At 63.3% G+C, this 10,467-nt stretch carries 16 protein-coding genes; 8 read left to right on the top strand and 8 right to left on the bottom strand.

Annotated elements, in window-relative coordinates:
- The 3 genes from J6497_RS25595 to J6497_RS25585 form a co-directional block, all read left to right on the top strand.
- Positions 1 to 356 (top strand): flagellin (locus tag J6497_RS25595; RefSeq protein ID WP_283844991.1); only part of this gene is annotated, 356 nt, incomplete at its 5' end.
- Between the two features lie 213 nt (positions 357 to 569).
- Positions 570 to 935, top strand: coding sequence for a flagellar biosynthesis regulator FlaF (gene flaF, locus J6497_RS25590; protein WP_225707049.1), 366 nt, complete (start codon positions 570 to 572; stop codon positions 933 to 935).
- A gap of 19 nt (positions 936 to 954) precedes the next feature.
- The gene (locus tag J6497_RS25585) at positions 955 to 1,320 is read left to right on the top strand and encodes a hypothetical protein (protein WP_225707048.1); all 366 of its coding nucleotides are present in this window, start codon (positions 955 to 957) and stop codon (positions 1,318 to 1,320) included.
- A gap of 3 nt (positions 1,321 to 1,323) precedes the next feature.
- Here the strand turns inward: J6497_RS25585 and J6497_RS25580 are convergent, their stop codons facing one another.
- The 4 genes from J6497_RS25580 to J6497_RS25565 form a co-directional block, all read right to left on the bottom strand.
- Positions 1,324 to 1,689: a flagellar protein FlaG gene (locus J6497_RS25580; protein ID WP_225707047.1), complete on the bottom strand. Its 366-nt coding sequence runs from the start codon at positions 1,687 to 1,689 to the stop codon at positions 1,324 to 1,326.
- Positions 1,690 to 1,840: 151 nt separating this feature from the next.
- Positions 1,841 to 2,338: a hypothetical protein gene (locus J6497_RS25575; RefSeq protein WP_225707046.1), complete on the bottom strand. Its 498-nt coding sequence runs from the start codon at positions 2,336 to 2,338 to the stop codon at positions 1,841 to 1,843.
- Between the two features lie 22 nt (positions 2,339 to 2,360).
- Positions 2,361 to 2,711, bottom strand: coding sequence for a flagellar assembly peptidoglycan hydrolase FlgJ (gene flgJ / locus J6497_RS25570; RefSeq protein ID WP_225707045.1), 351 nt, complete (start codon positions 2,709 to 2,711; stop codon positions 2,361 to 2,363).
- Entirely contained in the window at positions 2,711 to 3,835 is a 1,125-nt protein-coding gene (locus J6497_RS25565) for a flagellar basal body P-ring protein FlgI (RefSeq protein WP_225707044.1), read from the bottom strand. Before J6497_RS25565 ends, flgJ begins: the two co-directional genes overlap by 1 nt.
- Positions 3,836 to 4,103: 268 nt before the next feature.
- Between J6497_RS25565 and J6497_RS25560 the strand changes: the two genes are divergently transcribed.
- From J6497_RS25560 to J6497_RS25550, 3 genes are all read left to right on the top strand, one after another.
- The gene (locus J6497_RS25560) at positions 4,104 to 4,517 is read left to right on the top strand and encodes a flagellar assembly protein FliX (RefSeq protein WP_225707043.1); all 414 of its coding nucleotides are present in this window, start codon (positions 4,104 to 4,106) and stop codon (positions 4,515 to 4,517) included.
- A 328-nt stretch (positions 4,518 to 4,845) separates the two neighbouring features.
- The gene (gene dksA / locus J6497_RS25555) at positions 4,846 to 5,211 is read left to right on the top strand and encodes an RNA polymerase-binding protein DksA (RefSeq protein WP_208829158.1); all 366 of its coding nucleotides are present in this window, start codon (positions 4,846 to 4,848) and stop codon (positions 5,209 to 5,211) included.
- Positions 5,212 to 5,424: 213 nt separating this feature from the next.
- Positions 5,425 to 6,234: a phytanoyl-CoA dioxygenase family protein gene (locus J6497_RS25550; protein WP_225707042.1), complete on the top strand. Its 810-nt coding sequence runs from the start codon at positions 5,425 to 5,427 to the stop codon at positions 6,232 to 6,234.
- Between the two features lie 21 nt (positions 6,235 to 6,255).
- On the opposite strand, the gene J6497_RS25545 is transcribed toward J6497_RS25550, so the two are convergent.
- Positions 6,256 to 6,684, bottom strand: a complete 429-nt coding sequence (locus J6497_RS25545) for a winged helix-turn-helix transcriptional regulator (protein ID WP_225707041.1) — start codon at positions 6,682 to 6,684, stop codon at positions 6,256 to 6,258.
- A gap of 102 nt (positions 6,685 to 6,786) precedes the next feature.
- On the opposite strand from J6497_RS25545, the gene J6497_RS25540 reads away from it, so the two are divergent.
- On the top strand, positions 6,787 to 7,815 hold the full coding sequence (locus J6497_RS25540) for an SDR family oxidoreductase (protein WP_225707040.1): 1,029 nt from the start codon (positions 6,787 to 6,789) through the stop codon (positions 7,813 to 7,815).
- 78 nt (positions 7,816 to 7,893) lie between these two features.
- Positions 7,894 to 8,679 (top strand): 2-keto-4-pentenoate hydratase, encoded by a 786-nt coding sequence (locus J6497_RS25535; protein WP_225707039.1) that lies wholly within the window; start codon positions 7,894 to 7,896, stop codon positions 8,677 to 8,679.
- Between the two features lie 207 nt (positions 8,680 to 8,886).
- Here the strand turns inward: J6497_RS25535 and J6497_RS25530 are convergent, their stop codons facing one another.
- From J6497_RS25530 to J6497_RS25520, 3 genes are all read right to left on the bottom strand, one after another.
- Complete coding sequence (locus tag J6497_RS25530) at positions 8,887 to 9,234, bottom strand: hypothetical protein (RefSeq protein ID WP_225707038.1); 348 nt, start codon at positions 9,232 to 9,234, stop codon at positions 8,887 to 8,889.
- A 249-nt stretch (positions 9,235 to 9,483) separates the two neighbouring features.
- Entirely contained in the window at positions 9,484 to 9,900 is a 417-nt protein-coding gene (locus J6497_RS25525) for a DUF4628 domain-containing protein (protein ID WP_225707037.1), read from the bottom strand.
- Between the two features lie 197 nt (positions 9,901 to 10,097).
- The gene (locus J6497_RS25520) at positions 10,098 to 10,391 is read right to left on the bottom strand and encodes a hypothetical protein (protein ID WP_225707036.1); all 294 of its coding nucleotides are present in this window, start codon (positions 10,389 to 10,391) and stop codon (positions 10,098 to 10,100) included.
- Positions 10,392 to 10,467: the final 76 nt, after the last annotated feature.

Here is a 10,467-nt window from a genome sequence, read left to right as displayed (position 1 = left end):
TCAACGGCGTGACCGACGATCCGGCTGGCCTGGGTCTGGCGTCATTGACTGCCGGGACCGACTTCATCGACAACGACAGCACCCAGAAGGTTCTCACCGCGCTGAACGACGCGTCGAGCACGCTGCGCTCGCAGGCTTCGGCCTTCGGTTCGAACCTGTCGATCGTGCAGATCCGTCAGGACTTCTCCAAGAACCTGATCAACGTGCTGCAGACCGGCTCGTCCAACCTGACGCTGGCCGACACCAACGAGGAAGCGGCCAACAGCCAGGCGCTGTCGACCCGCCAGTCGATCGCGGTATCGGCACTGGCGCTCGCCAACCAGAGCCAGCAGAGCGTGCTCCAGCTGCTTCGCTAAGCGTAGCTTCACCAGATCAAGAACGGCGCAAGACGGCGGGGGGAAACCCCGCCGCCTTCGTTTTTGGTTAAGGCGCGGCGGCCGGGCTTTCGCCGGAAAACAGACACATTTGGTAACCGCTGCTAACCATATTTAAAGGCACGGTCCGTATGAAAGTTGGGCAATTTTCGAGGTCCCGCGGTCCTGCAGACCGCTCCCCACCGAGGTTCGTGAATGTCGAATGCAGCTCAGGCCTACGCACGTACGTCAACCACCACGGCGTCCCCCCGTGAAATCGAAGCGCAGGCGCTGTTAAAGGCTGCACGACAGCTTCAGGAAGTCCAGGTGAACTGGAATGGGCCCGACAAGGCGATGCAGAACGCGCTGCTGTTCAATCGCCGCTTGTGGTCGATCTTCATGAGCGCCGCGCAGGCTAATGACAATCCGCAGCCGCTCGAAGTGCGCCAGAACATCACCAATATCGGCGTGTTCGTGATGAAGCAGACCGTCGAGATGCAGATCAATCCAGACCCGGCGAAGCTGAAGTCGCTGATCGACATCAACTGCAACCTCGCCGCCGGCCTCGCCGGCCGCGGCTAAGCTGGGTGGAGCGGCTGAGATGGCCGATATGATGAGCATCCTGGCGGCCAACTATAAGGCCGTCGGGCTGAACATTCCCTCCAAGACGCCTTACGTAGCTGTTGATCCCGCGCTCTATGAGGGCAGCTGGACCGGCAAATATGCCAACAACAAGTCGTTCAAGATCTCTGTCACGAACGTCACGGGTTTCCGCGCCAAGGTGCACTATCAGAGCGAGGGCACCAGCAAGTACCAGGAAGTCCTGATCAAGGATCAGTCGTTTCGGGTCGGCGATGCCAAGTTCACGCTGACCTCGATCGGCACGGCGCTGATCAAGAATGTCGTCACCGATCCCGCGACGGGGGCGACCTATCTCGACCAGGCCTACGCGCAGCGCCAGGGTTGAACGTCAGGCCCTGCGGTCGGTGGCGCCGAGACGCGTCGGCGCTTCCTTGGTCAGGTCGAGCGTGCGGAAATAGGCGCGGCGGCGCAGCACGGCCTCCTCGGGAAACTGCCTCACCACCTGGCTCGTGCGGTTGTCTACGACCTGATAGACGACGGACGCGGCGTCGCGATCGATAATGACTTGATTGGAAATGGAAGCGTTGACGACATTGGAATTGATGCGGGCGCGCGCGCCTGCGTCCGCCGCGGTGACGCTCTGGCTCGGCGGCAGATCGGTTCGGACGGCGTTCTGCGCCGCCTCGCTAACGGGAGCGGTGATCGGCGCCGCGACCGGTACCCCGACCGGCTTGATGCTGAAATCTGTACTCATCACAGCCTCCTAGTGCCTGCGCACTAGCTAATGCTTCGAGTCAAATCCCAACCCTCCATAAACCGCAACTATAGGCCACACCTCTCAATAGGTTGTTAGGGAACGCACTGAATGCCGCGCTTACGGGGGCGCGACAATTTTAGTGAAAGCGTTAGAGCGACCGGCTGACCGCGAGCGGCGTGATGTGGCGCGGTCCCGGTGCGGCGCGCCGGCCGGCGGCAGTATAAGTGTTCGGCATGTTGCGGCGCTGGAGCTCGCTGTTGACGCCGCGCACGATGCCTTCCGACACCGCATGCGCGGTGGCGAGAACGGTCAGATTCACCTGCAGCATGGCGCGGAAGGTGTCGTGATGGCGGCGCAGGGTGTTCAAGAGATCAGGCACCGTCTGCGATAGCTGCTTCTGCGCAGCCTTCACATTCTCGATCGTAACCATGTAGCGGCGCGACAATTCCGATTTCTGCGTTTCCAATTGCATCGCTTCGCGTACCTTGCCGGCACGCACCAGTTCGGTCTCGCGCTCGACGATGCCGAGCAGTGCGCTCATCACGTCCATCAGGTCTTCCGCGAGCTTGCGGATTTCGGCAGGCGTTGCGCTTGCTGGCTTGACGGCTTGCGCCGGCGCCGGCCGCGATTGAAGACGCTGGTTCATGTTGTCCGGTTCTCCTTAAGGCTTAGCTGGCGCCGCCTGCCTGCTGCAGGATCAGCGTGCGGAACACTTCGTTGGAAATGCCGACGCCGCCGGATTTCGCGAACGATTTCGAATATTCTTCCGTCAGCATCGAACGCCACACGCCGGTGCCGGGCGTATCGCCAAACGGACCTTCGCCCTTGATGCCGCTGGTCATCTGCGAAAACATCGAATTGAGGAACAGCGCCTCGAAATCCTGCGCCTTCGCGCGGGCCTTCGCCTGCATTTCCGGCGAGACCTTCGTCAGCGCTTCCGCGAGTTGCGGATCGTTGCGGCCGTTGCCGCGCGGCGCCCGATAGGGATTGGTGACGGCGTCGACAAATCCGCTCTGCATCACATCACCTCGATGTCGGCCTGGATCGCGCCGGCGGCCTTGATCGCCTGCAGGATGCTGATCAGGTCGCGCGGGCCGATCCCGAGCCCGTTCAGTCCATCGACGAGTTGCTGCAGTGAGATGCCGTCCTTCACCACCGCGAATTTCTTGCCGTCTTCGGTGACCTGCACGCTCGATCGCGGCGTCACCACCGTCCGTCCCCGCGACAGCGGATTGGGCTGGCTCACTTGCGGGGTCTCGGAGATCGACACCGTGAGATTGCCCTGCGCGACCGCCACGGTGGCGACGCGAACGTCGCGGCCCATCACGATGATGCCGGAGCGCTCGTCGATCACGATCTTCGCGGCGAGATCCGGTTCGACCTGCAACTGCTCGATCTCGGTCAGGAAGGCGACGACGTTGCCCTTGAACTCTGCCGGGATGTTGAGCTGGACGGTCGAGGGATCGATCGGCTCGGCAGTCTTCACCCCGAGGAAATCGTTCACCGCCGCCGCAATGCGCTTGGCGGTGGTGAAGTCGGCGTTGCGCAGCGCCAGCCGGACATTGGGCAGGCGGTTGAGCGTGAACTCGATCTCGCGCTCGATGATCGCGCCGTTGGCGATGCGGCCCACGGTCGGCACGCCGCGCACGATCTTGGCGGCTTCGCCTTCGGCCTGGAACCCGGAGATCGCGAGCGAACCCTGCGCCACCGCATAGACATTGCCGTCGGCGCCGAGCAGGGGGGTGACAAGCAGAGTGCCGCCACGGAGGTCCTTGGCGTCGCCGAGCGCGGAGACGGTGACGTCCATCCGCGTGCCCTGGGTGCCGAAGGGTGGCAGATTGCCGGTGACCATCACGGCGGCGACGTTGCCGGTGCGGATGGTGGCGCCGCGGATGTTGACGCCCATGCGTTCCAGCATCGCCTGCAGCGATTGCTTGGTGAAGGGGATGTTGTTGAGCGTATCGCCGGTGCCGTTGAGTCCGACCACGAGGCCGTAGCCGATCAACTGGTTCTGCCGCACGCCCTCGATATTGGCGAGGTCCTTGATCCGCGATGTCGCGCCGGCGGGCCAAGCGGTCAGCGCGAGCACGAGCCACGCGGCGCAGGCGGCTGCGAAATAGTGTGCCGAACGGATGCCGGGCATCCCTGTGCTCCCCTCGAGGTCTTTGATCGGACCGGCACGCCACTCCCATAGCCGCGATCCGCATGTTCACTATGCGAGCGCTGTGCCATGGTAGGGCGGCGAATCAAATATTTGATATCTTTAGTGAAATTGTGCGGGCGCCATTCGCGCTCCGTTTTCCGGCGGAGTCGAAACTGCCGGCCGGCGGCAGATTTTGCCGGGTCGTTTACGGACCATTAACCATGAGGGGGCGAAGGTTCCGCCCAGCACGCCCGCGGGATCATCGACGATGCGCATCTCAGGACCGAACGGCACTACCCTTGGAACGCCCGCGAGCAGCACGCGGCGCTCCAGCTCGACCAGTTTCTCGCTGCCGGAACCCTCGACGGAAGCGGGCGAGGTCCGCTCCGGCGCCGCGCCGAAGGCCGCTGCCAATATCGACGCGCTGCTCGCGCTGCAGGGTGTCGAGGACCCCGTGGAACGCCGCAAGCGCTCGGTCGCGCGGGGCCGCGGCGCGCTCGATGTGCTCGACGAACTCAAGATCGGCCTGCTGGCCGGCAATCTGGGAACCGCAACCGTCGCGCGGCTGCGGGATGCCGCCGCCAGCCTGAAATCCTCGTCCGGCGATCCCGGCCTCGATGCCGTCCTGTCCGAGATCGAGCTCCGCGTCGAAGTCGAGCTCGCCAAGGCCGGGCAAGCCTAAGGTCGATTGCCTCGACAGCGAATCGCCCGGTCTGGTGGGCGCGGATTTAATTCCCGTCCCCTCAGCAAAAAGGGCTGATCCGGCCCCTTCATTCTCGGGATTGCTCATGCCGGGCGACCGGGGCGGCCGGTCCCGGCTCGGCGGGGCCAACTTGCCTGTGCAAGGGCGCGGAAATGGCCGTCCCAAGCGGCTGCGCCGATATTGTCTGTCACATGAGGTAGCTATATAAGGCGCCGCGCGGCCGACCCCATGTCGGTCCGCCTGACAGGGACATGGACTGCCTTTGGAAAAGCTGAAGAACTACCGGCCTTCTGAAAAAGAGCCTTTCATGAACGAGCGTCAGCGCGAATATTTCCGCGCCAAGCTGCTGGCCTGGAAGGACGAGATCCTCCGCGAATCGAAACTCACCCTGCAGACCTTGCAGGAAGAGAACGTCAACCACCCCGACCTTGCCGACCGTGCCTCCTCCGAGACCGACCGTGCGATCGAGCTGCGTGCCCGTGACCGGCAGCGCAAGCTGATCTCCAAGATCGATGCCGCACTGCAGCGCATCGAGGACAACACCTACGGCTATTGCGAGGAGACCGGCGAGCCGATCTCCCTCAAGCGGCTCGAGGCTCGTCCGATCGCAACGCTCTCGGTCGAGGCCCAGGAACGCCACGAGAAGCGCGAAAAAGTCTATCGCGACGAGTAGGGCTGGGCTCGCGGCGGTGCCATTGAAACCGCCATCCGGCGGAGGTAGTTTGGCGCCGCCATGATGAAATCAATTCTCAATATCGCTTCGGTCTTCTTGCTGGGTCGCTGATCCCAGCCGCCGCTGCTTGCGGCATTCCACCCGACCGATTGAGCCGGACCGTCGCTGCATGGTGCAGCGCGATGACGTCCGGCGCCAGCTTGAGAGATCATCATGACCGACCACGAACGCGCGCGTTCGCTCAGCGACGCGCAAATTGCCCAATTCATCGAACGTGGCTTTGTCAGGCTCGACGACGCATTTCCGCGCGAGCTTGCGGAGGAGGCGCGCACCATCCTGTGGCGTGACCTGCCGTGCCGCGAACACGAGCCGGCGACATGGATACGCCCGGTCGTACGACTGGGCTTCTATGGCCAGCCACCGTTCCGGCAGGCAATCAACTCGCCGGTCCTGCGTGCGGCGCTCGACCAGATCGTCGGGCAAGGCCGCTGGTGGCCGCGACAGGATATCGGGACCTTTCCGGTGCGCTTTCCGCATCCTGACGATCCCGGCGACGCCGGCTGGCACGTCGACCTCAGCTTTCCCGGCGAGGATTGCGATCCGAACGAGCAGCGGGATTTCTCCGCCTGGCGCGTCAATGTCACCTCGCGCGGGCGCGCATTGCTGATGCTGTTCCTGTTCTCCGATATCGGCGAACAGGACGCGCCGACGCGCATCAGGATCGGCTCGCACCTGCCGATGGCGCGCTATCTTGCACCTGCGGGCGAAGCCGGCCGTGCCCGGATGGTGCTGGACGAGATGGGCGCCGATTGTCCGATTGTGCTCGCGACAGGAGCGGCCGGTACGGTCTATCTCTGCCATCCCTTCCTGGTTCACGCCGCGCAGCGGCACGAGGGCAAGCTACCGCGCTTCATGGCGCAGCCGGCGCTGCCATTGGCGGAGCCCTATCGGCTTACGCGTTCCGACGGCGCCTATTCGGCGGTCGAGATCGCGATCCGGCAGGCGCTGGGAATGACGGGGTAGCGTCAAGCTGCGAAGCGACATTCAGGCGAGTTCGGCGCCGAGTGTCGCTTCGCGCACGGCGGCGTGGCCGCGTGCGCCATAGGCCTTCGACCAGGCGAGCAATTCCCGAAACGCCGGCAAGAGACCGTAGGCGGCGTCTGTCAATTCATATTCCACCCGCAGCGGCTTTTCGGCAAGCACGGTGCGCAGGACGAGACCGTCGCGTTCGAGCTCGCGCAATTGCGCGGTCAGCATGTGCTGGGTGATGCCGCCGAGCGAACGGCGCAGCACGCCGAAGCGTATCGCCCCGTTCATCAGCGCGAAAAGGATTTCGAGCTTCCATTTGCCGCCGAGCGCATGAATGGCGTGCTTGAAATCGTCGAGCAGGGCCGGGTCGGGCGCGCAGCCTGCGCATTCAGCGGAATCGCAAGGCGACATGGTATTGTTTTCCATACCGGTCTCGAATTTCATCCTACTTGTCCACTCGCAGATAGTGGCCCAGATGCGGATATTGCAGGCCGGCGAAAACCAGTTTCCGCGCCGCAGCCGGAGATCGAGGAAGGGCTTTGTCGGATGAGCACCGTTTTGGTTACGGGCGGATCGGGCTTCATCGGGGTGCACACCATCCTGCAGTTGCTGGTCGCGGGTCATCAGGTGCGCACCACGGTGCGCCGGCCGGAACGCAACAAGGATGTGCTCGCGATGCTGCAGGAGGGCAATGCGCCATCGCCTGAGCACGTATCGTTCGTCACCGCCGATCTTACCGCGGACGCTGGCTGGCGCGAGGCCGTCGCCGGTTGCGATTACGTGCTGCATGTCGCGTCACCGCTCAGCAGCAATGTGCCGAAGGACGAGAACGAAATGATCGTTCCGGCACGGGACGGAACCTTGCGGGTGCTGCGCGCCGCGCGCGATGCCGGCGTCAAGCGCGTCGTCATCACGTCCTCGATGGGGGCGATCGGCTACGGCCACCCGCCGCAGGCGCAGCCGTTTGACGAGACGAACTGGACCGACCTCAACGGCGACGACGTCTTCGCCTACGTCAAGTCGAAGACGCTGGCCGAGCGCGCGGCCTGGGATTTCATCGCGAAAGAGGGCGGCGGATTGGAGCTGTCCGTGATCAATCCGGTCGGCGTGTTCGGGCCTGTCCTTGGGCCGGATTTCTCCGGCTCGATCGACATCATCAAGATGCTGCTCAATGGCGCGATGCCGGCGGTGCCGCGGATCTATTTCGCCGTGGTCGACGTGCGCGACGTGGCGGACCTGCATCTGCGCGCGATGACCTCGCCTGCGGCGCGCGGCGAGCGCTTCATCGCGGTTGCCGGAGACCCGATGTCGATGCTCGGTATCGCAAATCTCCTGCGGCGCGAGCTAGGTTCTGCCACCCGGCGGGTGCCGCGCTTCCAGGCGCCGGATTGGGTAGTGCGGCTGGCCGCAATGGGTGTTCCCGTGCTGCGCTATGCCGTGCCGATGCTCGGCAAGGTCCGCCGCTCCACCAGCGCGAAGGCTCGCGAAAGGCTCGGCTGGATGCCCCGCGGCGATGACGAGGCGATCCTTGCGACCGCCGAAAGCCTGATCAGGCTCGGCCTTGTCAAGGCGTGAGCGCGTAAGTGACGCGCTTGTCAAGCGCGCGCCAGAGTGCTGAATTGCCATCTCGACGATGCAATCTGGGAGGTGGCCATGGACAGGACCGCAGCGGCCGCAAAGGCCATCGCCACCGCTCGCCGTAACCGCGCGCCACTGGCGGCGCTGCCGGTGGATCTCGTGCCGACCGACGAGGAGGAGGGCTATCAGGTCCAGCGTGCGGTGCATGACCTCCTGCTGCCGAAGGTCGGCGCGCTCGTCGGCTACAAGATCGGCTGCACCAGTGCGGTGATGCAGGAATATCTCGGCATCGATCATCCTTGCGGCGGCGGCGTGTTCGAGAAGGGCGTGCATGAGAGCGGCGCCGAGCTCAAGATGGCCGACTACGTCCGCGTCGGCGTCGAATGCGAGATCGCGGTCAAGCTGGCGCGCGATCTGGCGCCGGGCGAGGCGCCGTTCACCGCCGAATGGGTGGCAGAGGCGATCGCGGAGTATCAACCCGCGATCGAGATCGTCGACGATCGCTATGCGAAATGGGAGACGATGGGCGCGCCGACGCTGATCGCGGACGACTTCTTCGCCGCCGGCTGCGTGCTTGGCACCGCAGTGAAACGCATCACCGCGCCCGATCTGCGCGACGTCAAAGGGCGCGCGCTCATCAATGGCGAGGAGGCGGCCAGCGGTACCGGCGCTGACGTGCTCGGCCATCCCCATCACGCGCTTGCCTGGCTCGCCAATCATCTCGCCGGCGAAGGCAAAGGCCTGCATGCCGGCCAGATCGTGCTGACGGGCAGCCTGGTGAAGACGATATGGCTCAATGCCGGCGACAGCGTCGTGATGGAGCTCGCCGGACTGGGCAAGGTGAAGGCCACGTTCGCGTGATGCGGTAGGGTGCGCAAGCCGCTCATGGCACCGCCCGCGCTAATTCTTGACGTCGGTAGGATGGGTAGAGCGCAGCGAAACCCATCGCGATGGAGCAGGCGGCGCGAATGATGGGTTTCGCTGCGCTCTACCCATCCTACTTTACGTCATCCCTGCAAGAGCAGCGACCCATAACCACCGATGTTGGTTGTGGCGCGAGCGAGCGGACTACGCCGATACGTCGACCAGCTGGCCCTTCTTGTCCGCGTTCTTGTGGAATTCCTGCTCGATGAGGTCCTTGATCTTTTGCTCCACGGCCTGGCGCTGTTGCGGCGTCATGTTTTGCAGGTCGGCTTCGGTCAGCCCCATGCTCTTCAGGATGTTCGCACGCATCCGCTCCATCGGGTTCATGTGGGCGTATTTGAGGAACTCCTGCTCGATATCGTTGCCGAGGGATGTTTTCTGAGCGGGCTGAGTGGAAGCTTGATCCTCTGCGCTCGAGACGTTTTTCGGGGCGGTGTTCTTCGTGCCCGCGGTGACAAGGCTGTAGGAGGAAATCGTCGTCGATATCTGCACGTCGCACCCCATCCGTGACGAAGTGCAAAACGCAATCTGCGTGCCATCATGTGCGCGAGCTATTTCAACGAGATAGAGCGATCGTCAGGACAGTTCGACGGCGGATGGGCAAGTTCTGCCCGGCGAAGATTTCCTGCTCACGTGAATTGTCGTAACGATTGGCCGCTGGCGCGACACGCGTTCATCGAACGGCATGCGGGCCACCAGCGTCATCTCAGCCGTCACCAGATGAATGGCAAGACAGGTTGATTATCCCACCGTGAATGGCTTGACTGGGCGGTAGTGGTCGGTCTGGCTTTGCGGCAGCCTGGTGACGCCGCGCTTGATGCCGCGCTCCGGCGGCGGCTCCAGCCTGGGAAAAAGGTTGGCCTCGAAACGCACGCCCGGCGCTTGCTCCGCGGTGCCTGAGCACACCGCGGTCGAGCCCTTGAAGACTCCGGTCAGCTTTGCCTCAACCTCGTCGACACCGAACACGGTAGTCGGACCTTCGGCGTAGCGCTTGGTCGTCAGCGTTGCGGTGAACCTGTCTTCGTCGACCTCGTAAGTGCCGCTATAGGTGAATATGCAGTCGCGGCCCGAGATCCTGCCATGTGCAAGATGGACGATCCCGGTGCCTTCACCGTGCGGCGTCCGAAACCAAACGGCATACTCGCCATCCCTGATCATCGAACACACCCGTAACGAGAGAATTTGCGTTGCGCACTACCTAGAGCGCGACGCCGCCAACTTCCAGCGAGCTAGGACGCGAGGGTTAATGGCGCGTGAAAGAGCCCGTGCAAAGTTGTCGCGAGATCGCGTGGATCAGATCGCTTCAAAGCGGCTGTTCCTCACTGGAGGAGCGGCATGCCTCACGCGTCACGCTCTCATGCTTCGTTCTTGGGCATGTACTTGCCCATGACGCATTTGTAGCTCTTCAGCTTCCACGCGTGATACGGCCCCTTTGAGAGCCAGTCCGCGATGCCGATTTGCGCATTTACACTGCAGGCAGTCATGGTGATGCCGGATTGCTCACTGTTGGTGACGACCCTTTCAAGACAAAGCGGGCCGTTGCAGAGAATAGCGACAAGCGTGACAAGCATTGTGACCTTCGGTTGATAGGGGAATACCCGGTTAATCGGTTTATGCAGAGTTCGTGCCAGCGCTTGGACTTGCATCATCACAGTTCTTCGAAACGTGATCTGCGCTAGCCTTCGTCTGACATGCTGTACGTAGTTTCCCGGGCTATGCTTCCGA

The sequence above is a fragment of the Bradyrhizobium cenepequi genome, from assembly GCF_020329485.1.
Classification (GTDB): Bacteria; Pseudomonadota; Alphaproteobacteria; order Rhizobiales; family Xanthobacteraceae; genus Bradyrhizobium; species Bradyrhizobium cenepequi.
This window is presented reverse-complemented; position numbering and strand designations above follow the sequence as displayed.